This window comes from Tardiphaga robiniae, assembly GCF_001618955.1.
In the GTDB taxonomy this organism is placed as follows: domain Bacteria; phylum Pseudomonadota; class Alphaproteobacteria; order Rhizobiales; family Xanthobacteraceae; genus Tardiphaga; species Tardiphaga robiniae_A.
In genome coordinates, this window is sequence record NZ_LVYV01000006.1 from 131,748 (window position 1) to 157,433 (window position 25,686).

Consider the following 25,686-nt stretch of genomic DNA (forward strand, 5'->3'; position numbering starts at 1 on the left):
TCAGAATTTCGCATTCAGGTCGAACTGGACGACGTCGACGGCATAGGGACCGCCAGCGATGTTGTTGGCACTCAGCCAGCGAAGCGACGCCCAGACATTGTCCGCGACGCCGACATTACCGCCGATGAAGTAGCCCTTGAGGTTGGTGCCACCGAGGCCGAAGTCAGAGTCGGCGAACGCGTCGATCGTGGCATCGGATTCGAGGTACTTGTAGCCTGCGTGGACATTCCAATCCCACAGACGTTTGACTTCCTTATGACCAACGGTCACGCGGCCCATCCAGCCCTGATTGCCGCCCTGGAATGGTCCGATCGAGCCATCCGACGTTGGCGCATTGTTGTTGATAGCGATCAAATTCATCGCATTGCGATCAAAGGCGGTGTTGTTGACGTACTCGCCGTCGATGACAACGTGGACCGGATGGAAATCCCCGAGATCCAGCTGACCACTGATCACGACAGGGCGAGACTGGCTAGCCAGGCCAAAGTACTGGAACTCTGACTGAAGCGTACCGGCAGGCATCACCTCCGGAATGATGTTTCGCAGCCTGCGATACGTATTGCCCTTCTGTGCAAAGGACGGACGGGTCTGGTCGGTGTTACAGACATCGGCAGAGACGAGAACGGAGCACGGGGTCGAAAGTCGCCCCTGCGTGTTGGTGAAGTCATAATAGGCGACGCCGAACCGGAAGCTCGACTGCGGATCGAACTTCACGCCGACGCCGGCCTGCACACCAAACATCCATTTGTCGTTGCTCGGATACTTACCCGGCAGACCGTCTTTAATATCGTTCTGGTCGAGATTGTAGCCAGCATTCAGGTCGGAATTGAATGTCGGGAAAGCACCTGCGACGAAGAAGGGTGTCACGCCAGGGGCAACCTCATGCCGAATCTGGGCGGCAACACCATCGAAGCCGAGATCGCGGTGCCATACGAGATCGGTGGGCGACCAGAATGGATTGTCGAACCGACCCACCGCAACGTTGAATTCGTTGGACGGTTGATACCGCACATAAGCGCGGTCGAGCCACAGCGAGTATTTCGAGAAATTTCCGCCACTGCCGCCCAAGGTCTGGTTCAGAGACACCGGCGAATTGCTATCGCCCGTTGCGATGCGCAAGCCGCCGACGAAGCTGTCGGCGATGTCGATGTCGGCACCCAGACGAACGCGCAAGCGTGCGCGATCACGGTTCTGGCTGGTGTTGTAGGTCGGCGCCCAATAGAACTGGTTCTCGGAGAGGTCGTAAGGCGAACCGGTGTTGATCGCGTTGTAATTGATGAGGCGCGGATCGTTTCCGGTCGGATAGAACTGACCTTCGTAGCGTGCACGCATGTCGCCGGAGAAGCGGATGCGCTGTGCCCATTCCGGATACTTGCCCGGTGACGCCCAGTTCTCGCTGTGAGCCCGATCCATGACTTCGCGCTTGATCTCGTCGCGCAGCTGGCGCTTCACGATCTCCGGCACATAGGTGACGTGCTTCGTTCCCGGAGGTAACGCCGCGGCCGAGGCGGCGTTCGCAGTCTTTGCGGCTTCTTCCGCACGTGCCGCTGCACTCTTGGCGGATTCGCGGGCGACATAGGCTTCGTCATCGGCCTGCTTGATCAGCGCTGTTGCCTGTTCCTCAGTGATCACGCCCTGCTTCACCAGCAGATTGACCAGGCTCGACGTCGAGTTCGGCGAGATCGGCTTGGCGCGTGACACTGCCGGGCGCTTACCATCGGCGCGACCGCCGCCATCCTGCGCCAGGGCAGGAACGGTACAGGCCAGTGCGCACATCGATACGGCGAGCGGCGCCAGGCGCCAGGCGGTATCGGATTTTCTGTCAAACATCGGTCTCAAGTCCCCTAGTGATAACGTGATGCGTATTCTCGACCGTCCCCCGGTCGAGCGAACTAAGTTGGTTTCCGGCCGGTCGCACGGATGTTGATGGGCATAGGCATGTCGGTGGGCGGCGGTTCGCGTAGCGTCAAACGGCCGATCACATCGCTTCGCACTGCGGCATCCACTTCCGGACTGCCGCTCGAGTTGACGAGCTCGACGCGGCTGATGCGGCCGGTGTTGTCCGCCCAGATGCGAAACTGCAGCTGCATCACCGCATTCTTGGTCTTCTCGTTGGCGCGGATCGCGGCTTCGATCTGCGTCTGCACGATCGATGCGTACCACCCCCAACGACTACCGCCGCCGCCGCGACCGCCATAAGGGCTCCCGCCGACCTTGCTGCCGAGATTGAACAGATCGCCCGGCCCGGTCGCCTTGGCGTCGAGCGCCAGCGGTCCCGGCGGCTCCTCGTTCTTGGCGTCCTTGACAGGATCGTCAGCCGGCTTCTCGACGGGCTTATCCTCGAGCGGCTGTTCGACCATCTTGGTCTCTTCGGTCACCTTCGGCTGCTCCATCATTTTTGGAGGCGGCGGAGGTGGCGGAGGCGGTGGTGGCACGATGTTCACAACCGTGAGTTCGCGAACCTGCTTCGGCGCCGGCACATCGCTGCCACCGCTCATGAAGTACCAACCACCGGCAAACATCACCGTGATCACGGCGACGGCGCTTCCGTAACGGATATAGGCAGTCCGGCTGTTCCGCGCGTCCTCGTCCTGTTGCTGTTCGAATGAATTCTTCACGACGCAGCAGCCTCCAGCACTGTCTCGTCGGACAGCTTTTCAACCACGTATTGCAGAACGAATTTCACTACTGCATCGAAGTCCGTCGTCTGGATGATCATCCGCGTCCCGCTTGGGGCTTCGATCACCAGGTCGAATTCGGTGCTCTGCGTATCGAATTCGATGTAGGCGCTTTCATCGATCGATAGCCGCAACAGCGGATGACGCGACAATGTCAGCAACAGACGATCGAATTGCGGAACCAGCTCCGCCACCCGGCGGCGCAACAGTTCCGCCAATCGTACCAACAGCGCCTCACCGCGCAGCGGGAATTGCAGCACGGTGCCGCTCTCCTGATGCAGGCTCGGCTCCGAGTTCCCGTAAAGCGGCAAATCGACCTGGATCGCTTCCTTCTTCGAAGCCCCACGACGCAACCAAGACCACAGGGTCGCGAACGCCCGCTTGGTTTCGTCAGGAATGTGGCTGGCGCTGTGCATCAGCGTGTTACTTCACGAGTGGTTTGGTGGCGAGACCGACCTGGGACAGGCCGACACGGCCGAGCAGATCGAGCACATCCATGACGCTCTGGTACTGTGTCTGCGCGTCACCGCGCAGAACCACCGGAAATTCCGGCGTCAGGGCTTTTTGCTGAACCAGGCGCTGCTCGAGTTCAGGCAACGTCACCGGAATGGTGTCCAGGAAGATCTTGCCGTCATTGGACACGGTGATCGCCTTGGTGGTCTGCGTGGCCAGACTTGGCGCCGCAGACGCCTTCGGCAGATTGACCTTCTGGCCCTGCACCGTCGCCGTCGTCATGACGATGAAGATGATCAGCAGCACATAGGCCAGATCCAACATCGGCGTGATGTTGATGTCGTCATAAGGTTTGTTACGGCTCTGGAGCTGCATAGTTGTTACTCCGCAGCCTGGCGGTGATCCACGACGGCTTCAGGCGAATAAGCCTCGGCCATCTTGGTCACGAACTCGTCGATGAAGACCTGCATGTCGGTGGTCAGTTCGCCAATGCGGGTGACCAGATAGTTGTAGGCGAACAGCGCGGGGATCGCGACGAGCAGACCCGCAACCGTTGCCACCAGTGCCGCCGCGATGCCCGGTGCAATGGCGTTGACGTTGACGTCGCCGCTCTCGGCGATGGCTGCGAAGGTGATCATGACGCCGACCACGGTGCCCAACAGACCAAGGAACGGACCGCCGGAGATCGAGATGGTGAGAACCACCATCATCTTGTTGAGACGCTGGCTTTCTTTCACGAAGGCGCCATCCAGCGCCGCACGAATAGCGGCAATCGACGGACCGCTCAGGCGCAAAATCTTCGCGCTATTACCGAAGCGGTGGCTGATCTGCTCAGCGCCAACGTGATAGATGCGGTACAGCGACGAAGCACGGAGCATCTGCCCTTCTTCGGCACTCAACCGGCTGCCGAGCACAGCGGCACTTTCGTCCACTTCACCGCGATCGAGCGCTGTGAGGTTGTCGGCGAGCTTGCGGAAGCTCTTCATGAAACGGTCGTTGGCATTAGCCTGCTTCTTGAGGTAGCTCGCTCGATCGAACGTCACGATCCAGCTGGCAACCGCCATAACCATCAGCAGGCCGATGACGACCCAGCCGTCGATAGTCACCGACTTCAGGATCACCGCGACATAACCGGACATCCAGCTTGCGGTTTCTTCATCGGCGCTGAGGGCGATCAGCTTGGCCGGTTCGCTGCCCTGTTCGACGGCAGCAAACTTGATGAAGCCTGCCGAACGCGCAATCTTGCCGATCTGCAGTTCGTCGATGTCACCGACAAAGCCGGCCATCGCAGCTGCAGCGACCGGCGCTGGAGCCGCTTCGACAGCGGGCACAGTTCCGTCGGTAGCTGGTGTCACAGGATCGACTGCCGGTGCGACGGGCGTAGCGACGGCGGGAGGCGTCGAATCTCCGCCAAGCCGTGCAACGCCTGTCAGTGCCGGCAGCGACGCAGCCAGGGTCGCATAGGCCGTGCCGTCCAGATAGACGGTGACCGTGCCACTCGCCGCAACAACGGCGAGATGGTGCCAGGAATTTGCAGCGACCGGAGCGCCAGCGCCGCTGCGCTGGGTACCGGCCGCATTGCTCACCTCGACAAATGGGGCACCATTGTCGAGACCGATGATCAGTGCATTTGCGCCATCGCGACGACTGAACAGCGCCGAGTTTGGCTGCGGCGCAGCCGGCTTGATCCAGGCCGACCAAGTGAATGGCGCGCTGTCGGCCATGCCGAGCGAAGGCGAAGCCGGCAAGGTGACGATGTTGCGGCCGTCGAGACGCAGACCGGTACCGATCAGCGCACCGTCAGCCGGCTGGCCGACGCTCTGTGCATTGTTGGCCCAAACCGACGAGTCGATTGCCGGCGTGCCGCGCTCGTTGAAATGATAAACCAGCGCCGTATCGGCATCATAGGTGCCCTTGGCATCGTTGGTCGCGGCGGCTTTCTTGTTGCCGTAGTAGATCCAGAATTCGGACTTGGCGCCCGGTGCCACGTTCGGCAGCGACACCCAGACCAGAGCTTCGCCAAGCAGCGAATCCCACTTTTCGACGTGATGCTTCAGCGGGGTCTTGTCGTCGGATGCCACGAAGCGCAGATCACTACCGTCATCCTTGGCAAGGCTGAAACGGAAATTGCCGACATGCAGACGCACCAGCGTTGGCACGGTGCCGATCGGATCGGTGATGTTGGCGCCGGTGGCGCTGACATCAATGTTGATCTTCTTGCGCAGCTGCCATTCGTCGTTCCACCACGCATTGGCCGTGGACGGAAACAGCGTCATCGCAGCGGCGAAGCCGAGCGCAAGCCCCGCGGCCGCGTTTTTCATTCGTCGGCGCAGGACCGAAATGCCATTGCTCATGTGACCAGACCCCATAGCCATTAGAATTCACCCCAAATTCGGAAATTGACGCGTCCCGAGCCGGCCTGCGAATAGGCCTGGCTGATCATGGGCACCGAGTAGGCGAGCATGCCGTTGACGCCGTCGAAGACTTTGAAACGCGTGCCTGCGCCGTAGCTCCAGACATCGAATTTCGATTGTTGTTCAGGCAGCGGGCGCTGCACGCGCACATGGCCGGCATCCGCAAAGCCGAAGAAACGCCACTCGTTGAAGGTCACGAAACGCGGTGTGCCCTGCCCGGTCTCGTCCTTCATTTCCTTCTGCAGCATCGACCCGACATCGGGCGAGCGCAGTTCGAGATTGCCGACGACGCCGTCATCGCCGAGAACTTCGGACTCAAGATAGCCGCGGACCGTATCGAGGCCACCGACGCTGAACTGTTCGCTGGATACCTGCGGGCCATCCGATACCTGGCCCTGCATCTTGCCCCAGAGCTGGAAGCCTTCAGGCAATTCGTGGGTATGCGTGAGATCGACGTTCAGATGCGAGAAGCTGCCGGAAGCCCAGGCACGCTTGTTGTCGAAAGCAATCCAGTCGCTGCTCGATGGGCGCATATTCGCCGTGACCGACGCATTGAGCTGCGTGAGCGACTTCTCTGCCTGGAACGTCGCGCCATAGCTGGCGACGAACGGATAGTAGGTGATCGGAGTGGAGAAGCCACCGGTGAAGTCGCGCACCGTCTGATCGAAGTGCTTGTAATCGACACCGGCCGAGAGCGTGTGGAAGAAGTTATCGCGCGCAGGCAGCGTCATGACAGCACGACCACCGACGATCTGGCCGGGGCCGATCACGTTCATGCCGCCCACGGTCGCAACGTCGCTGCTCGACTTCACGCCGTAAACCAGCAGTGTCAGCCAATCGATACCCTCGACACGCGCGAGATACGAGCCCGAAAACACCTCGGCATCGCTCTTGTTTTCCGGCGCAACCTGATAGGTGAAGCTGAACGAGTGACCGAGCTGCCACAGATTGTCGTAGCGCACGGTACCGATCATGCGCGTGGCCGATGTGTTGGGCGAGCGGCGATTGTTGACTTCAAGGCTGCCGTGAATCGGCGCCTTGTCCTCGACCGCCAGATCGACATCGACCGTGCCGGGGGTGACGCCCGCACGCAGCGCCGGCGTGACGCGGCGATCAGGCCATTGATTGAGGCTGACGATGTCGCGCGTCACATCGTTGAAGTTCGGTACCGCCCCCTGCTTCAGCGACGTCGCGCGGTTCTTGATATTGGCAAGATCGAAATAGCGCGAATTCTTGACGCGCACCTGACCGACCTTGAGTTCGGAGACCTTCAGGATCACGCGCCCGGTCAACGCATTCTGCTGCGGAACGGACACACTGACGGTCTGGAACCCCTTGTCGTGATAGGCTTTTTCGAGCGCAGCGCGGGCCTTCTCCACGTCATCGGCGCTGCGGCTCGGGCCGAGGAACGGATAGATCGCCTCCTCGACATCGATCTGCGGCAGCGTATCGGCGCCCTGCACGGCGAAATCATCGATATCAAAGCGTTGCAATGGCGCTGCCGGCGCCTGCTTGGCATCCGCTGCGGCTTTCGCGTCCTTGCCGTCCGCTGCAGGCTTGGCAGTGGCCGAGGGCTTATCCGATTGCTGGCCCGGCTTCGCATCGGCCGTCACTGTCGCAGCAAAAATAACGCCGATGCTCGCAAGCATCAGGGCGGTTGGCGCCGAACAACGCAGGAAGTGTTGCTTTGTCCAGCCTGCGCCGACACCGTCTCTGTTCAGAAGAAGCATATATCAAGCCCATAAGAGGGCACACCGAGCACGAGCCGCACGCCCATGTTCAGGTCCCTACGTCTTGAAGACGTTTGGGCGGGTCGTAACCCGCAAAAGAAAATTAAGAGGTTGGTGCCACCCGAATCACCGACAGAGCGCGGTAGCAAAACGGTCGCGAAGAATACTGCGCGCAACACGCAACATGCGACGGTTTGAAGACAACCAAAGAGAAAAGAGAAAGAGAGGAGAGCAATCAGCTCAGCAGGACGATGCCGCCCGGCAGCGCGCGCACATTGGCGGCAAACAGCTGCCGCACCTGCGCAACGAAATCATCAAGCCTGTCAGTGTGAAACGTACCGTTGACAAGGCGCTGGCCGAGCTGCGTATTGGTCACGACGATCTTGCCTGGCCGATAACGATTGACTTCAGCCACGACGGCCGAAAGCGGCCGATCGCGGAAGACCAGCAGTTTCTCACGCCACGCACTCGAAGAACTGGAATCGACGATCGATACCGGCAGCCCCAGCGGATCAGACGCCGAATAACTAACCTGCTCGCCGCGGCCGAGCCGAACGCTGCGTCCGCCATGCGAGATGGTCACCGAGCCTTCATTACATGTCGCGAGAACAACACCGTCGATGCATCGCAGGTTGAAATCTGCGGCGCTGGAAGTAATTTGCCCATCCGCAGCGATCATCACCAGGGGCTCGAAGCTGTCGCGCCGCGTGGTGATCGCAGCTTCTCCGGAAATCAACTCGATCCGCGGATTCACATCGTTCCCACGAACGGCGATGCTGGTCTGGGTGTTCAGCTTGAGCGCGACATTCGACGCCAGCTTGACGTCAAGCTGCTCGCCCTTTGCCGTTCGATAATCCGCCGACAACTCGGCAAGCGACGGCCACATCTCCAGCGGCGGCTTTACGATCATGTAGCCCGTGACGGACGCCGCAAGCGCGCCGCCGATCAGGCTACGACGGCTGACCATCTGTTTTGCGGCGGACACACGTGCCACGAAGGGACGGACATTGCGGTTCTCAAGCTCCGCTCCCATCGCGCCAAGATCGCGATACAGGCGCACCGCTTGAACAAAGGCTTGCTCATGCAGATCGCTCTGTCGGCGCCAAAGCTGCAGCTGCTCGGCATCTTCAGTCGTCGCCTTGCCGGAACGCAGCAGCAGGACCCAGTCCGCCGCACGCTCGAGCAAGTCGGCTTCGTCGAGAGGGGCGCTCACGAGATCACCACCAAAAAGGCGGAAGCTTGGGCAGGGATAATGATGTGAGTCATTGTCGTCGCTGAGCTTCTGATTCTGCTATTGGGGGCCGCGAAAATTACCTTCTGATGTATAGACGGTTGAGGCAAGGCTATCCCGCAAGCGAAAATAACAATAATTAACGAGATTCGCGGGACCGCAACGACGGCCCGGTGATCAAACGCGGGAAATGGCAGTAAGACCGCAATTATTTGGGACGCGGGCCACCGGATCGTCGCAGCAACGTCCGGCCGAGGCGCGCAGCGCAGTGCTTCAGCGAATTGCGAAGGTCGATCTCGACAGTCCGGACGCTGACGCCAAGCTGCGCAGCGATCTCGTGATCCGGCATTTTCCTGACAACGGCAGCCATGAACACCTGGCGGGCTCGGCTCGGCAACTCGGCAAGTGCAAGATCAAGTGCCTGAATATCCTGTCGGCCCTCGACGATCGCCGCCGCGTCGGGCGACTCGTCCGGGATGTCGAGCAAGGCGTCGATCGCATCCATACTCAGCAGACGCTTTTCGCCACGACGCCGATCTGTCGCCACGTTGAGCGCGATGCGGAACAGATAATCTTTCGGACTGTTCACCGCCGGGGCATTCTGCATTTGCTCGATGCGCAGGAAAGTCTCCTGTAACGCATCACCAGCCAGATCTTCCGACCCCAATCGTCGCGTCAAACGCTTGAACAGACCGCTATAATCGGCCGTTAACACGTTCCGCAGAGTTGTACGATTTGCCCCAGTCACCGGCTATAGCCCTTACGCGTAGAAATACTCGTCTCAGCAGCACGGTGTTACCCATCGCACATGACAGATTGATTACGAAGCTAGAACACCTCGAACTCAACAGAGATGTGAGACTATCGCGCATCGAAGGTGACGGGGATCATCACGGTTAGAAGCTCGGGCATATCGGCCGGAATGCGCGGCAGCGGTTGCGCGCGGCGGATCGTTTCGATCGCTTCCCTGTCCAGTACGGAGCGCCCTGAACTCGACTTGATATCGACGCGAACGATGCTGCCATCGCGACGCATGGCGAACATGACCATCACCGTTTCCTGCGAGCCATCGCGGCGCGCATCGTTCGGATAGCGCTGATAGCGCTCGATATGCGCTTCGAGCTGGCGCTGATAACGCGTTGCCGTTCCTGCCGGGACTGGGCGCGCCTGCCCGCCTCCCGCCGGCTTTTGCTCCGGAGATGCCGTGGGACGTGGCGGGAGCAGCGGCTGTGGCGGCATCGCCTGCTGTTCGACCGGCGGCAGCACCTGCTCCGAAATCGTCGGCGTCACCTGGAAATCGGCAATCGGCGGGCTAGCATAGAGTGAAGCTTGCTTCACTTCAGGTGAAGGCGTCGGCGACGGAAGCAATTCGACCTGAATCGTCGAATAGCCCTGCCGCGCCGATGGACCAGTGGGCACATGATGCAGCCAATAAACACCGGCGGCGAGCATCACCGGCACCAGCACGACGCTACCGGCCAGCCAGCGCCAATGCCCAAAGCTGCCCGAGGTGTCGTCATACTGATCGGATACGGGATTCCTCCGTGTCAGATCAGGTGCCCTCCAATGTATTGGCAATGCCATCTGTCCTGCCTAGCGCACGGTGATCATGACCATGACGGGCTGCGGCGTGTTCGCAGGCGGGGCCTGGCTCACCTGTAGCCCATCAAGCAACCGCCCGATGGCATTGTCCCGCTCCTGGTCGCCCGACGAACGGAACAACTCGGTCCGTTTCACGGTCCGCGGTCCGTCGATCCAGAGTTTGATACCCGCACTATAGCTGCCATTGCGCGTCTTGGCTTCCTTACGCAACGCCTGCTGGATATCGGACTGGATCACGCCGCTATACACCCGCAATTGCGATGGATCGCGAATTTCCCGTGTACTGCGAACCCGTAACGGATCGAGCACCAGATCGGCCTTATCAAACACCGCAACGGGCGGCATGTCGGGATCTGCCGAGGCCGGCACCAAGGTGATGGAATTGGCGCGCGTGTAGCGGATCAGCAGATCGACATCGCCGAGCAAAACCCGCAGCGCCGTGTCCCTGGTGAAATCGCCCTCGACCAATGTTGAAACAAGATTATTGGCCGCGCTGCTTTCATACAGTAACTGAACGCCGGTGATCTTGCTATACGTCTGCAATGCAGAGGCCAGTGGCTGAATCGGAATATGAAAGCGCATCAGCGCCGGATTTTCTCGCTGTTCGCTCGCGGCCAGCGCCGAAATCATTGCACCGAACACAACGATGGTAGCACCAACGAACAACAGCGGAAAGAAACGGTGACAAGCAACGCTGAAGCACGCCCTCGACCTCGCCCGAAGGCGCATGAACAGATCGAGATCGTCCCACTGCCGAATAGCACTCATATTACAGACTTCGACTTACTGACCTTGACCAGAACACCGACAACGCCCGTAGTCGCTGGCGACATTGCGTGAGGCACTCATATCGGACGCGCAATGATACAGCAAGGATACGGACGCACCAACTCTACAGACCGACAATAGCGATTGCTAAGCCGCCACACTCGTTTACGTAGTTTTTGTGACACGTATTCTATGTATCTCACTATATTTCGATTCAACGTGAAAGATCGGCGTTCAATATGGCGCCAACCGCAACTGTCGGCTGGCACCACGTCGCAAATCACTCCGTCATCATTCGTTGTCGCACTTCCAGGGGCAGCATCTGCGCTTGGACATCCGGCTGCACTCTGTAGCGCGCGGTGCTGCGATATAGCTTAGCGCGTCGACTGTGGCGCCCACATAACCTGGCGTTCCCCCGCTTGCGCGCCGTCCAGCTCGCTTCAACCGCAGCCATCACCGAGCACTTCCATGATGATGACCGAGGGGGACGCGTTGCCGCTGCCCTGAATCGGCCTCGCCGTCTGCCGCGTCGCCGCTGAAGCATTGGAGTTCGACAACGCTACGCTGGTGCCCGGCATCTACACGGTCGGCAAGCCCGTCGACGTGCCCTTGCACCGGATGATCGCCGCTTTCAGCAGCTGCAGCGCCGCAGATCGACGTTGCCGAAGACTCCGGTGGCGACCTCGGCCACGTCGATCATCCACGCTGTCCGTCGTCGCCGGCATCCAAGCCAGGCGCCGTTTCGCAAGGAAAAGTGGCGTCGAGGATGTACGGCACTCATTCTCAGTGCCCTGTTATTGGATTGCTGACTCCTGAATATCCCTTCCCGAGAAGCATCTCGATCGCGAATTCCGCCTTCCCTCCGGCGCTGACGACGCTTTGCGCCGCCAGGAACCGATATTGCACACGTTTGGTCCATATCGCATCATCTCGCCGTTCTCAGCGAATCTGTCACCTCCCCGCAATCTCGGCGAGGCGTGATCTTTCTGCGTCCGTCAGGACCTGTTTCTGCTCCTGATTCAGCGGTCCGCTGCCGACGACTTGAATGACACTGTTGGTGTTGTAGCTGCGTCGATCATCCGACTTGCGGCGGTCGTCATCCTCACGCTGCTGAGTGTCATTGCCGCCCCCGCCATAACCAAGCACCTCGACAATGATGATCGACGGCCGCTCACTCGACCCGCTCTGCGTCGCGTCCTTGACGGCGTCGAAGGCCGCCTTGTCCTTGGTTTCCACGGTGAGGTTGACCGGCGCGCTTGCCACTTTCGGCACACCCTTGGTTTCGCCGCCGACCTTGATGTTTTCGGCATTGAGCACGAACATCGCCGCCACTGTGAAGTTGCCGCTGACGCGAATGCCGGCGTCACCGGCATCGACCGTGCCACCCGGCGCGATCAGCGTCACGTCACCTTCCTTCACACCATCGAAGCCGATGATCGTGCCGATGCCGCTGCCGCCGATATCCGCGCTCTCCTGCACCTTGGTGACCGCATCGACATCGGTCGTGATGTCAGGCGCCGAGGGAACGCGCGTGGTCTTGGAGCCGCGACCGGCATCGATATCGCCGAGCGTCGACCAGATCACCTCGTCACCGCCGGCGAATGTCAGGATGCGCGAGCGGTTCACCGTCACGCTATCCCGCGCGAAGATGTTGATATCGCCCGACCCGAACGTCACGAGGCCGTCTCCGGCCGGCACCGCCGTGCCGAGCGCCGCGACCTGCAATCCGCCACCCGGCGTCAACGTCTCGATGCCGCCACCGGCCATGGTCCGGAAGGTCGCATTACCGATCTTGACGTCACCGCTCCAGTCCTTGCCCGGAAACAATGTCTCGATCGCCGTGTAGCCGCGACGGTAACCGCCATTGATCGGCCGGTCATTGGCGTCGAGAGCGAGCTGGTTATCGCCGGCAGCCTTGAGCTCCTGGCTGTAGACGTCGCGCAGAAAACGCTGCTGCGTGAGCGACGGCAACGACTTGAAGCGCGACCATGCATCGAGCGGCGCCAGGGTCTCGCCGGTGATGCCCTTGATGAAAGACACCAGGCCGGAACGCGCCGTGTGCTCCTCGCCGCGGCGCATCCCGACCAGATCGAACAGGTAGATCGGCAGCACTGTCCCATCGATGGTGGTCTTGAGATAGTCAGGCATCGCGCCGACATTGGCCGGATCGAGATAGGCAGCGATCATCGCGTCGTAGGACGGCTGCTTGCCTTTCAAGCCTGCCATCACTGAGATCGACGCGCCGTCCCGGGGGAGGCCGCGCACTTCGCTGAGTGCTACGGCCCGGATACGATCACCGACATTCGGCTTGCTCTCATCGTATTTGTCGAAGTTGCCGCTGCTGAAGATCTGGAACGCCGTGCCATAGACGTCACGTCCCGCGACGAGCGCGATGGCGCCCGGCCCCTGGATATCGATCTTGCCGCCGATGATGTCGGTGCCGGCTTCCAGCACCGACACGTCGGTGCGATGCAAATTACGCAAGTTGTAGTCGATGTTGCGAATGTCCGTCCCAGCGCGGAACCAGGTCTGCTCGTTGGTCGTGACCTTGCCGAGCCTCGGACCCTGCGGGCTATCAATCAATGATCCAACGATCGAACCGTTTCGCGCAAAAACGCGGCTAGGCTCGATGTCGCTCCCATTAACTAACTGCTGCGGATTACGCATACTAGCAAGATAACTGAGCAATACAGCACTCGTGCTGGGACCCCATCTGGCCTCCAGTTGATTAAGAATCAGAGCCGTGAAGCCGCTTTCTGATACGTCCTGGAAATCCCTGGGTGTCATTTCCACGCGCAATTGTAGCGCGGCATCTGCCACACCGCCGTAAGGCCGCAGCGGACTTGGCATCATCTCGGGATTGGCGCGCGACATGGTGATATCGCCCAGCACGATCTCTCTCTCTGCCAGGATGCGAAGCTCCGGATTCGCACCTGGCGCGGTGAACAACCGGTTCTGATTGGTCACCGATCCATTCAGCGCGGTAATGCGCGTGACCGAGGGATAGAGATTTGTCGCCAACAGGCCAATCAGCGAATAGTCCACGTCATCATCATATGAACCAACGGAAAGGTCGAGTTGCTTGGACAGGAAACGCCCTTGATTGGTGAGTGAGACGTTCCCGCCTACAGAAATCAGTTCAAGAGAGCTCCTGCTCGTATAGCCGCTCATGTAAGCATTGTATCTGCTGAGGCCTCTTGGAGCGAAAGGGCCGGATGGAATGTAAGTGTCGGAATTGAGCAGCAACGGATCCATAACGGTCTGCAGAACAAGATCGCCCGACGTCTTCACTCTCATCGTGGCGTCGCCCAGCGCGAGGACAGGGGCGATGTTGTAGACAGCATTTTCCTTTGAACGGAGCACCGCGGAGACCGTACGACCAATCGCGAACTCGCCGGCATTAATGACGCCCTCACCACGGCCGACATAGTAATAGCCCGCGCGAACGGCACTGCCTGCCTCGACCTGCATCAGGCCGCCATTGCGCATCTCGAGAAGCATAGCCTCGCCGCTCGATCGCCCGCCTCTGACGCGGCCGTTGGTCGGCAGAGCCACCAGCATATTGACGAGGTCGCCGCCGGTCTTCACCGACACGTTGCCGCCGCCGAGCGCGCCGACACCCTGTTGGAACATGCTATAATCGATCCACCACGAGCTTTGCCGCCGCGGCCCGTTGGGGTCAGGATCCAACAGTTCGAAAACAAAGTCCGCATTGAGCGAGCCGACCTTCTTCAGCCATTCCATGAAAAGCTGGTTGTCATCGGGTTCGACAGGCAGCACCGAGGTTGCGCTGCCCTGCGCCGCGATCCGCAAATTACCGCCGCCGATGCCATAGGCCGCGCCGGTCGGCGTGTTGAAGTCGGCATAGACGGTCTGATCCGCGCGACCCGCGGTGTAGACGGCCGATGTGTTGTGCGCGAGAAGCAGATCGCGGCCTGCGGCGATATCGATGTCGCCACTTCCCGTGCGAACGACATTGCCGGACGCGCTGTTGCCGATGGACAGCGTACCGCTGCCCGCCCCCAGGGCTGCGAGCGGCTTGACGGCAAGCGCGCTCGCCGAACTCAGGTCCGCGCCCGCGACCAGGCGCAAATCCCACGACGCCGTGTTCTGCAGAACGCCGGTGAGCGCCGCGGACGAGAAGCCGTCGCTGATATTGCCCAGGATCGTGAGGTTTCCGGCTGCGCGCAGCGTAAGGCTGCCCATGCGGGCCGACGCAAAATCCGCAGCCAGATTCCAGTCGGTCGCCGCAACGAGATCGCCGGTGCTGCGAATTTCGATGCCGGGCATCACCGCGACGCCACTGGCATTCGCGTTGAGGCGCGCTGCGATCGCTGCAGCGCTAGCTAAGAACGTGTTGGCATGGGTAATCGCATCGCCGCGAACCGCATCCACCGACCCGCTGTTGTAGACACTGACACCCTCCAGAACGCTGGAGCCCGAGCCGACGATGGTCGCCTGCAGGTTTACGACCTCGATCTCGTCGTGGTTCGTCGCTTGCAACGCGCGGAAGCGCACGCGGCCGCCATCGCCTCCCGCCACATCGATCGTGCCGCCGCGGATATCGAGCTGGCCGCCGCTGGCTTCCAGCGTCACCCGGCCGCCGCCGAACTCGCCGGTCGCGCCGGCCTGCAGCAGGGCCGAGCCCAGCATGGTCAGACCATTGCCGGCGCTGACCGAGATCCTGCCGCCATATCCGGAGCGGGCATCGATCGTACCGGCCAAAGTCACCGAGCCCTGGTCCGCGGCCAGCGCGAAATCCGCGACCTGCGTCAGGCCGTCGATCACCACATTGCCGGAGCGGATACGGAATTGACGCGACGCCGAGAAGCCGGCGGCGTTCAGCAACTGGCTCTGCGCCGCAAAATCGGGAAGTGCGGCGATATCCAGGGCAAAGGAGCCGCCCGTCTGACCCGCCGCGGCATGCGCCTCAATGCGCCCGCCGAGCACCACGGTGCCGCCATTCGACGCCGCCAGAGACAGCTTGCCGGCGGCTCCACCGTCGGCATGAGCGGATAAATTGAGATAGCCGCCCGGCGCCACGACGACGGACCCCGCCGCCGTCAGACCGATGCTGCCTGCATCGGCATACTGCGCGACATCGAAGAACTGCTTCCTGAAGCCGCCGACATCGATCACGCCGGTCTGGTCGATCACCACATCGCCGGCCGTTGCCGAGAGATTGACTGCACCGCCGAGGGCGACGATGCGCCCGCCAAGTTCGACGCTGGTGCCGGTGAAATTAAAACGTGCACCGAGGCTGGCTTCCGGATTGTCCAGAGGCGCATTGCCGCCCGCGAGAACGCGGATCATGTTTTGCGCCGTAATCGATTGCGATGCGCCACCGCGCCCTGTCACCACCGGGCTTACCAGCGTGACCGACGCCGTCCCCGCATCGATCGAGCCGTTGCCCTCGCCGGTGATCTGGTGGCTTGCATTCAACGTGACCGTATCGAAGCCGCGCAGCGCCTTTGCACCGCCGCCCAGCACGATTTCATCGGCATTCAGCGACAGTTGGCCCGTACCGACCATACCGGGATTGCCGAAACTGCCGCCGCTGTTCTGGAAGGCGATGGTCTTGCCGGTGACAGCGATCGCGCCGACGCCATAGCCGACGAAGCCGGCGGCATCGAACACGACCTTGTCGAGACCGGCGCTGCCCAGATTGACGGACGTATAGAAATCCATCGTGCTGTAGCTGCGCAATGTCAGCGCCTGGGTGTTGGCGAGTTGTGCCAGCGACGTGGCGTCGAGCACGAGGCCGCTGTTTCCGCCGCCGAAGCCGATCCTCCCGCTCGCCAGCGACATCGCCGCGCCCGACAGCCTCGCGCTGCCGGCGACGACCGTGTTCTGCGTGGCATCCAGCAACAACGCGTTGCCGCCGGAAATGGTCGCATTGGCACCGATGGTAACGACGCCCCCCGTCGATATATCGACATTTTCGCGCAACACGTTCACCGCGTTACTCGCCGACACCCGGATCAACGCGCCATAGTCGCGCGTCGGCGTGAGCAGGACGTCGTTGCTCGGGATGCCATCATTGATACCGCCAGGATCGCCATAAACGGCCCTCACCTGGGGCGCGAACACGAGATCGACGCCGCCTCCCGGTGAATAACCCGCAGCTACGATCACGCTGCCCTCGGCGACGCGAACCTCGCCGCTTGCAGCCAGCAGGATTTCCGGTCCGCTGAGGGCGCTGAACGCATCGTTGCGAACCAGAACGTCGCTGGCCGCGACATCGATACGCAATCCGCGCGCATCGCCGCTGCGCACGCCGCCGATCAGCAGGCTTCCCGCGCCGAAATTGCTCAGCGACGTGGCATCGATGATCAGGTAGCCGGACAGATCGCTGCGATCCTGCCCTGCTCCGACGACAGCGATCTTGCTGCCGGCAATATCGACCAGCCCGCCACGTCCGCCTGCGGCCGGCTGCGATTGCAGTTGCCCATCGAGAACGAGAGAAGATGTGGCGTTGAACACAACTGATCCGCCATCCACCGGCATGCGCGGCGTCACGATATCGATGCCGTTGAGACGATACTGGCTGAGCTTGAATGCGTCCGACGCGAAATACGTATTGGCGTAGGCTTCGTTATACTCGCTGTAGGTCCGCAACGTCACTCCTGACATCACGCGCCAGGACGACAGGAGTTGGTCGAAACCGCCGCCAAAACTGTCGGCCAGACGGCCGGCCATCGTCGTCGAACCATCCGGCATCGTCATCGTGTTCGGCGTACGGGCATTCGCGGACCCCTTCGCCATCGACACGGCGAAAGCGCCAGGCAGCAGCGCGTAGCGCGCCGGCAGCAAGGCATACCAGCCCGCGGCAAGACCGTTGCCGCCAGCGAGCCAGACCTTCTGCTGTGATGCAGCCGAGACATTCAGCCCCGGCATGACGGCGTACATCCCCGGCTGGGCCAGGACATCGTGCGAGCCGCCGGGACCCGGCACATGCTCCCAGGCATAGAGATCGCCGCCACCGCGGATATCGACCACGGATCCCGCAGCGAGTGTCACGTTCGGGCCTTGCAGAACGATGCTCTTTTCCGGCAACTGGCTCAACGGCAGCGTCGGCTTGTCCAGGGCCAGTGTGACGAGCGGACCGTTCCAGAACTCATTGTTGCCCAGCGTGCCGTAAGGCAGGATCAAGCCGTCTCCCGAGACCGACGTGATGCTGCCGGCGCCGAGCGTGATGCTGTCGGTCGCCGTCATCGTGATGCTGCCGAATGGCGCACGCACCACGCCGCCCTGCACGATGACGGGGGCCTGAAGCTTCAAGGTGCCGGCCGCGGACAACGGCAAGCCGCTGTCGCCATTGCCCTGAATATCGAGCTGCGCGCCCGCCTTGATCGACGCGACGATGCCCGTCGCGGGATAGACCTGGGCGGCCTTGAGCGTGAGCTGACCATCGGCCGTCAGATAGGACCTGCGATCCTCGGTGCCGTCGATGCCGCCGATGAGGGCGCCGATGCGCAGGTCGCCGGTCACCAGCCGCGTCTCGGCAAAGCCGGAAAATGTCGCGCGGGTCACGTCGATCAGGTCGGCCGTCACGGTCAGCTTGCCGCTGCCGGCCGCGCCCGCCATGCCGTTGCCGGACAGTATCTGGATGTAAGGCGCCGTGATGCTCGCAGCACCGGCGCCGCCGCTGACGATCGGACTTGCTATCGAGATGGATTTTCCGACCGCGAGATCGACGCCCGGCGCAACCATGAACACACTGGAATTGGTGGTGAGCGTACCGAAGCCGCCGCCATTGACGGCATCGGCGGACATTTTGGTCATCTTCACGACGACGTTGGGCAATTCCCGCGATAATGGAATGGTCGCATCGGGATCGACATAGAAGTGTGTGCTGAGAAGATCGAGCTGATCGATCAGGTTGGGCAGGATCAATGCCAGCGGCTGCTTCACCGTGGCTGGAGACGTGTCGGATCTGAGATTCACAAATGCGAGACCACCAGAGCGGCTCAGGCCGGTGGTCCCAGAATAGATTTTATCGAGCACGTAATAGAAGCCGAAGGTCGGATCCGCGCCTGAACTATACTCGCCATAGACGTCCAGATTAATCGACATGTCGAAATTCGACAGATCGAGCAACTTGATCACACTGTCCCTGCGATCGCGGTAATACAGCATGAATGGTGCAGTATAGGAATCATTGACTTCGGCGACCGAACCGACGCTGATTGCCAGATTGCCACCATTGGCCCCGGCACCGCCGGCATGCGCGAGGAAGGTCGCATCGACGATGTCACGGGCTTCACCGCTGAAGTTTAGCGAAATGCTCCCACCATTGCTAGCCAGTGTATATACTTCGGCGCCATTACGTCCGCGGTTGATATCAAACGTGCCGCTCGCGCCCGACACGTCGACGATTGAACCCGTTTCGAGCTTTATCGTCGCAGCTTTTCTGAAACTCACACTGCCGCCGGCCAATACGCTTCCGGAGCGGAGGCCGCGGATGTCGGTGTCGACGACCGCAAGGCCGCGAGCGAGAATCCGCCCGGTGGCAGCGAGTTTCAATTCACCATCGGCACTGAGCGTGATCGCCCCGGCCGGCGCTTCGAGCGTGCCGTTAACGGCCAGATTGCCCGACGTGTTCGGATCCGAACCGCCTGTATTTGCGATGGCGGTCAGATTAATACTGCCGCCGACATCCGTTTGGACGACTGCGCTAGCCCCGATTGTGACATTGGCGCCGGTGAGGCTCAGTTCGGTCGGTTTGTGGGTAATGCGCCCGATAGGCGGCAACACCGCCAGATGACCGATGTCGCTGATCCGCGCGCCGGATGCGATTGCGGCGGGATTGACACCGCTGAGATCCACGCTCGTCGGAAGCTGCAGGATCGCAGCGCCGTCTGCAACAATGACGTCACCAGTCGTCGTCAGCGCAAATCCACGAAACCCGCGCTCGGCAAACAATGAGGCCGGGAGCCAGCCAGTGGCCGGATTGGTCGGCGCTGCGCCACCGATCCAGATCGAGCCGGCCGTCATCACAGTGATAGTGCCGCCCGAAGCCGCAGAGTATCCGCGCAGATCGAGGCCTGCCAGTTGCGCCGTGGTCGTGGGCAATATCGTCAGAGCGCCGGCATCGCCGAGTTTCAATTTGGGCTTGATGCTTGTCGTGTCGTACCAGCCACCGCCGGAGACATCGAGCGTGACGCCCGGTGCGAAGTCGCCCGAGACAGAGATTGCACCGCCCTTGATAACCGGTGGCAATCCATCGGGGGCCCCGTTAAGCCAGACGCCGCTGACATCGATCGTGGCCGTGGAGCCGTAATTGGCCGTCACGTCACCGGTCAATGAAACTCTGCCGCCCGCAATGCGGATGCTGCCATCGACGACGAAGTGGGCCGGATTGTCTGTGCCGGCATTGCCATAGACAGTTAAAGTGGTGGCCGGTGCCAATTCAAGATTCTGGTCCTTAGCCAGCGTAAAGCCGGCAGCGACATTGAAGACAAGCTTGGACATCCCCGCATCCGCAAGCACCTGCGAGTCGAGATAAGTGGTCTTTCGACGCGCCGACGCTGTGTCGGCTGAAGTGCCGACATACCAGATCGGGTCAAGAACGCTCGTCGCGTTGAAGCTGGTCGGCAGCAGTTCGGGCTTGTCGGTGATGACGAGATCGCCCATCAGCCACTGCCTATGTTCGATACTGCCGCCGCCGATCGTGAGAGAACCGGCGACCGCAAGATTTCCGGATGCCGCCTGTCGCTCCCCGGCTACCGCCCCACCCCAATAGCCGCCCTGGAGCACCATGGCTTCGGCGGCAAAAAACTGGATCGAACCGGCCTGACGACCTTCCGTGTAACCTTTCTCGAACCGCCGAGACTGATTGCGGTCGAAGACCGACATCCAGGTCTCGGTCAGCCGCGGATCGGCCTTGCCCCGGACATTGTGCGTTCGCGAGAATGAACCTGCGAGACCAACATAGATCTGATCCGGCATGGCCGCGCCGATATCATAGATACGGCCATCGGCTCCGACCAGCCGCGTGGTGGTGATCCAGCCATCCTGGTAACGCACCGAACCACCGGAGACGTCGAGCAGCGAGCCTTGGCGCGTAATGACCGAGCCACTCGACTTGATCGTAATCGACGCTTTGCTGGCATCGGCAGACAACGCGCCGAGCGTTGTTTTTCCGACCCCGATCCAGCCCGAGAAATCACCCAGCGGCGTGCCCGCCCAGGCGCCCGGCGAGCCGGAGATCCATTGCACATCGGCCATCGGACCATCGGTGAAGAGGCCGGCAACGCGCTTGTCCACGCTGACGGTTTTGCCGCGCAGCCAGGAGTCCCGATACAGTGGCGAGTCACGCAGTTCGTTGAGACGAAACTCGCCGGTGACAGTGTTGCTCTCCATGGTGAGCAACATGTCCTGCAGGCCGGCGACGCTCAGATAAGCGTCTTCGCCGATATAGACGCGGCTGCCGTCGCGCACGACCATCTCGCTGCCAGTCGGCGTCTCTCCGGCTAAGGTCGATGTACTGGCAACAATGCTGATGGTGCCCGCCGGCACGATCACGTTGGCCCGGGCCTCGATATCGATGGACTGCCCGCGCATCTCGATGCGGCCGGGACCGTAGCGCGTGGCCAACGAGGTCTGTTCGATCTCGCTGGTATCCTTCAGGTCCGGCATCGCCGTGGTGACGCTACCGGAGCCGAGCGTGAGCGTACCTGCCGACCAATAGCGCATCGGCGGCCCCTCCGACGGACCGTAGGACCTCATGCCCTCGCCCCAGGCCAGCAACCGGATCGAACCGTCGCGATTGTTTAACGCGGTCGATGCCTCGAGTGCGCCGTTCTGGACGATAGTGCGCGACATCAGCGTGATGTTGCCGTGGTCGGCTTTCACCATGCCATCATTGACGACGCTGTAACCTATGGCGGCGGCACGCGCGGCCATCTCAGGGAAAACGATCGATTTCAGATCGTTCTTGAACGCGGTCGTCCCATCGACAGGCATAGGGGTCTGGCCCGACGCAGCCATCATGCCGTTGTAGTCGAACACCCAGCGCATCGGCGCCGAGACCGCGACATCCAGCCCGCGCACGTCCAATGATGTAGTCAAATAGATCTGCTCGCCCGCCGCCATAATGACCTGGCCATCGGGTGCGCGGATGGCGCCGGCATTCATGACATGCGGTGCGAAGACGAGCGCCTTGCCGCCGCTCGCCGTGGTGATCTGCGCGCCGGCCTCCACACGCACATCGCCGGCGGGAGCTCCGATCACCGCCGGTGCCGGCTGACTGGGATCCGTCAGCGGGAGGTACTTGTTGGGCTGCTGCTGGCCGAGATAGCCGAATTGCGGCGTGGCGATGCTGCTACCTGATGGATCGTCGAAGATCAGAAGCTGTTTGTTTATGCCAGCGCGGAACTGTTCATTCGACAGGCTGAGCGATGAAGCAACGAAACTGTTGACGTTGACCTGTGACGCCCCGCCGAACACGATGCCGTTCTTGTTGATGACATAGACCTGCCCATCGGCTTTGATGGTGCCGAGAATGCGGCTCGGCGCCAGCGTCGGATCGGTGACGCGATTGAGCGCGATCCAGTTTGCCTTGTCGGCGCCACCGGCACTCTGGTTGAAAGTGATATCGGTTTCACGGCCGACATTGAAGCTCGACCAGTTCAGGATCGCCTTCTGTTCGGTCTGCTTGATCTCGACCTGGGTACGACCATTCGCTTGCACTTGCGACGGCGCTCCGGCACCAACCCAGACATCCGGCGTCGTACCGGCACCCGGCGCGACCGCGAGGCCACCCGCCGTCAACCCGTTGGGCACCCCGCTTCCTGTCGCCGCCAGCGCGGCAGCACGGGCTGCACTCTGCGCGTCACGCATGCCCTGCAAGGCCTGGGCAGCACGTGCCATCGACTGGATCGCCTGCCGGCCTGCGGCCGAAGACTGTTGCGCGCTTGCAGCCGCGGCAGCCGCTGCGATCGCCGCCGGGCTGCTGGGCGCAGCGGAGCCGCTGCTGCCGAAGCCGCGCGCATCTACCTTCGCTACCGTGCCGAGCAACGCCAGAAGGCTGACGCCAACGAGCATCCTGCTGCGGTTGAACGACTGACGCGTGTGGCGCGATGGCGAAGTGGTGGCATGAACGACCATGGAGACTCTCACAATTCCGAAGGCAGACAGGATCCGCCGGGAACGACTCCGGCAAATGTAACGTCCTCCCTGAGACACCTGAGGCTCCGCGGCCCCCACCGGAAATTTATGAATGTTTCATGTCACTGAGATCGCGAGCCAGCGCAGGTAACGGCAGAGGTCAGCCGAGCAGGATCAATCCGCCCGGCAAGGTCCGTCGACGGACGTTGAACGCCAGTTCGATCTGGGCCAGGGCATCGTCGGGACGATCGATCTTGAAGCGACCGTTGACGGGGCTTTCTGCGAGGCTTCGGTCCAGCAGAACGATGTGGCCCGACCGGTAGCGATTCAACTCGTCGATCACGTCACCGAGCGGCGTCATGTTGAAGATCATCAACCCACGCTGCCACGCAGCAGCGACCGCAGGATCGATGGTAAGCACACCTTCAACCGCGTCGGCCCGATAGCTGACCTGCTGACGAGGGCCGAGCGTCATGGTGCGGTCGGGATGCTCGATCCGGACTTCGTTCGCGAAGCATGTCACCCGCACACGCGCACCGATATGGCGGATATCAAAACGCGCATTCGTGGCGGAAGCCCTGCCGTTGCCGGCAACGACCTCGAACTGCCGCGGGCGGCTCTCCGGAAGCGCGAACGAGGCTTCGCCTGCAATCAGTTCGATGGCATCCGAAGCCACCGAGATGCTCGTCCGTGCATTCATCTCGATCGCAACCCCGTCGGACACCGAGATAGTCCGTTGCTCGCCGACACCGGTTCGGAAATCGGCCTGCAATTCGGCGAACGATGGCCAGAGATCGAGCGGTGGCTTCACCAGCATCACCCCGGCTGCGGAGGCTGCAAGCGCGCCGCCGATGAAGGCGCGGCGCCCCATCGTCCTCGCGCGTCGTGCAGACAAATCCGACGGCGTCCGGCTGTCCTCGAGAACGCGGGCCGCGGGGCCGAACTGACGCCACAGCCGGCTTGCGGCGGAGAACGCAGTTGCATGCGCGGGGCTCCGCCCGCACCATTCGCGCAGCGCATCCGCGTCGGTTGCGGTGGCCTCCCCCGATGTGAGGCGCCGGACCCATGCATGGGCTTCACGGTCGAGAGGCGCCAGTTCATGCGTGGATTGCATCGTCATATCTTTTTCCAGCCAAACCGCGTCGCGCAATATTCCTGCGCCTGCTGCAATTCCTTGTCGACCATGCTCACCGATATTGAGAAGCGTTTGGAGATCTGCAGCCGCGATGCTCCTTCGACGCGCGATGCCAGCAGGATCGCGCGCTGCCGCGCCGGCAGCCGGGCGAGGATCGCGCCGAGACGCGCGATATCGGAGCGGCCTTCGAATATCTGCAATGCATCGGGGGCTTCGTCGGCGATGTGGAGCAGCCCCTCAACTTCGACCGCCGACAACCGGCGCTGGTCGGCGCGCACGCGGTTGAGAGCAATGTTGAAGGCGGTCCTGAACAAATAAGCGGTCGGGTTGCGCACCGTTCCGGTCAGCTCAGCGCCGTTCAGGCGCAAATAAGTGTCCTGCAGTGCCTCTTCGGCCCATTCCTGCGAGCCAAGGCGACGCGCCAGCCGGGTTTTGAGAGCGCCATACCGGTTGATCAAAAGCTCCTGCAACGCCAGCAGTGCCGACGCACTCTGCGGGCGCGATGAGAAGCGATCGGCCGGCTCCGGCTTGGCGGGCAAATGCGGTTTCTCAGCCATTGCGGCCGGCACTTCTGGTCGGACGGCAATCGACGGTGCCGCCGGACGATGTCGGCAGCACGACGATCGTGAACGGCTGCGGCATATGAGCAGGCGCCGGCCGCCCGATCGCAAGCGATTGCAGCGCGTTGAAAATGGCGTCGTCGCGCTTGTCGTCGCCGGACGATCCAAGCAGGTTGAAATGCTCGACCCCGCCTGCCGGCCCGACACCGAAATTCAACGCGACACGGTAGTTTCCCGGACGCGTGAGCGTGCTTCCACACAGCGCATCGCTGATCTTTTCCTGAAGCAGCGCGGAGTAACCCTGCTGGATCGCATCCTGCTGTATGATGCCCGCTCGCGCCACAGCATTGACCGGTTTCATCGCCGGCGAGACACCAGGAGCCGCGACGATCGCGAAAGCATCTGCCGCGGCGTATTCCGCCCGCAGACCGCTATCGTGCAGCAGCAGCGCAAGTGCCGCGGCCGGCGTGAAGCGCCCCGCCACCGTCTTCGACACGCGCCCGATGGTGAGACGCCCCTGATAGAGCCCGACGATGCCCGTCGTGGCGCTGTATCGATCAAGCGCCGACGCCAGAGACTGCCGGGGAATGTCAAACTGCAAAACCGTGTCCGGCGCGACCGTCTCGGATAGCGCCACCCGCGAACTCGCGATCAAGGTGAATGGGAGCACGCTGGATACCAAAAAAGTGACGCGAATGACTGCATGCCATCGGCAATAAGGCCTCGATGAGCACCAGGTCTTCACGCCGACACATCCTGAACAGGAATACGATGCGGTCGCACGCCAGCAACGACCGATAGCCCGTCCGTTTCTTACGCTCGTTTAGGTAACAGTTTGGTGACATCCCCGGTCAACTCGACTTCCGCGTCGAACTCCCAGAAATTGGTAGGAAGCCAGAGAGCACTCACGGCTCGTTCGAGCCAAACGCGGACATCGGAGGCGATGTCAATTTATCTGAGGGGGCACCTCAATAGTTCTGCCTCGGATACTGTCGGGTGCTCCA

Annotated in this window: 14 protein-coding genes; all 14 read right to left on the reverse strand. The window is 61.6% G+C overall.

Annotated elements, in window-relative coordinates:
- A complete protein-coding gene (locus A4A58_RS10370; protein ID WP_068731591.1) occupies window positions 1-1,830 on the reverse strand; it encodes a putative porin in 1,830 nt (609 codons plus the stop codon).
- A 62-nt stretch (window positions 1,831-1,892) separates the two neighbouring features.
- Window positions 1,893-2,618 carry a TonB C-terminal domain-containing protein gene (locus A4A58_RS10375; protein ID WP_068731592.1) on the reverse strand — a complete coding sequence of 242 codons (726 nt, stop codon included), beginning with the start codon at window positions 2,616-2,618 and terminating at the stop codon, window positions 1,893-1,895.
- Window positions 2,615-3,094: a hypothetical protein gene (locus tag A4A58_RS10380; protein ID WP_244499725.1), complete on the reverse strand. Its 480-nt coding sequence runs from the start codon at window positions 3,092-3,094 to the stop codon at window positions 2,615-2,617. The genes A4A58_RS10375 and A4A58_RS10380 overlap by 4 nt, the downstream gene beginning before the upstream one ends.
- A 7-nt stretch (window positions 3,095-3,101) precedes the next feature.
- On the reverse strand, window positions 3,102-3,506 hold the full coding sequence (locus tag A4A58_RS10385; RefSeq protein ID WP_068731594.1) for an ExbD/TolR family protein: 405 nt from the start codon (window positions 3,504-3,506) through the stop codon (window positions 3,102-3,104).
- Window positions 3,507-3,511: 5 nt separating this feature from the next.
- The gene (locus A4A58_RS10390; protein WP_068731596.1) at window positions 3,512-5,452 is read right to left on the reverse strand and encodes a DUF2341 domain-containing protein; all 1,941 of its coding nucleotides are present in this window, start codon (window positions 5,450-5,452) and stop codon (window positions 3,512-3,514) included.
- Window positions 5,453-5,505: 53 nt separating this feature from the next.
- Window positions 5,506-7,194 (reverse strand): ShlB/FhaC/HecB family hemolysin secretion/activation protein, encoded by a 1,689-nt coding sequence (locus A4A58_RS10395; RefSeq protein ID WP_068731598.1) that lies wholly within the window; start codon window positions 7,192-7,194, stop codon window positions 5,506-5,508.
- 316 nt (window positions 7,195-7,510) lie between these two features.
- Window positions 7,511-8,488: a FecR family protein gene (locus A4A58_RS10400; protein ID WP_081421809.1), complete on the reverse strand. Its 978-nt coding sequence runs from the start codon at window positions 8,486-8,488 to the stop codon at window positions 7,511-7,513.
- A gap of 226 nt (window positions 8,489-8,714) precedes the next feature.
- On the reverse strand, window positions 8,715-9,221 hold the full coding sequence (locus tag A4A58_RS10405) for an RNA polymerase sigma factor (protein WP_244499726.1): 507 nt from the start codon (window positions 9,219-9,221) through the stop codon (window positions 8,715-8,717).
- Window positions 9,222-9,367: 146 nt separating this feature from the next.
- The gene (locus A4A58_RS10410) at window positions 9,368-10,090 is read right to left on the reverse strand and encodes an energy transducer TonB family protein (RefSeq protein WP_081421810.1); all 723 of its coding nucleotides are present in this window, start codon (window positions 10,088-10,090) and stop codon (window positions 9,368-9,370) included.
- Window positions 10,091-10,099: 9 nt separating this feature from the next.
- Entirely contained in the window at window positions 10,100-10,876 is a 777-nt protein-coding gene (locus tag A4A58_RS10415; protein ID WP_139069825.1) for an STN domain-containing protein, read from the reverse strand.
- A 951-nt stretch (window positions 10,877-11,827) separates the two neighbouring features.
- Window positions 11,828-22,987 (reverse strand): filamentous haemagglutinin family protein, encoded by an 11,160-nt coding sequence (locus tag A4A58_RS10420; protein ID WP_068731606.1) that lies wholly within the window; start codon window positions 22,985-22,987, stop codon window positions 11,828-11,830.
- A gap of 160 nt (window positions 22,988-23,147) precedes the next feature.
- The gene (locus tag A4A58_RS10425) at window positions 23,148-24,107 is read right to left on the reverse strand and encodes a FecR family protein (protein WP_068731608.1); all 960 of its coding nucleotides are present in this window, start codon (window positions 24,105-24,107) and stop codon (window positions 23,148-23,150) included.
- Window positions 24,104-24,679, reverse strand: a complete 576-nt coding sequence (locus A4A58_RS10430) for an RNA polymerase sigma factor (protein WP_081421811.1) — start codon at window positions 24,677-24,679, stop codon at window positions 24,104-24,106. Before A4A58_RS10430 ends, A4A58_RS10425 begins: the two co-directional genes overlap by 4 nt.
- The gene (locus tag A4A58_RS10435; protein ID WP_068731610.1) at window positions 24,672-25,352 is read right to left on the reverse strand and encodes a hypothetical protein; all 681 of its coding nucleotides are present in this window, start codon (window positions 25,350-25,352) and stop codon (window positions 24,672-24,674) included. Before A4A58_RS10435 ends, A4A58_RS10430 begins: the two co-directional genes overlap by 8 nt.
- Window positions 25,353-25,686: the final 334 nt, after the last annotated feature.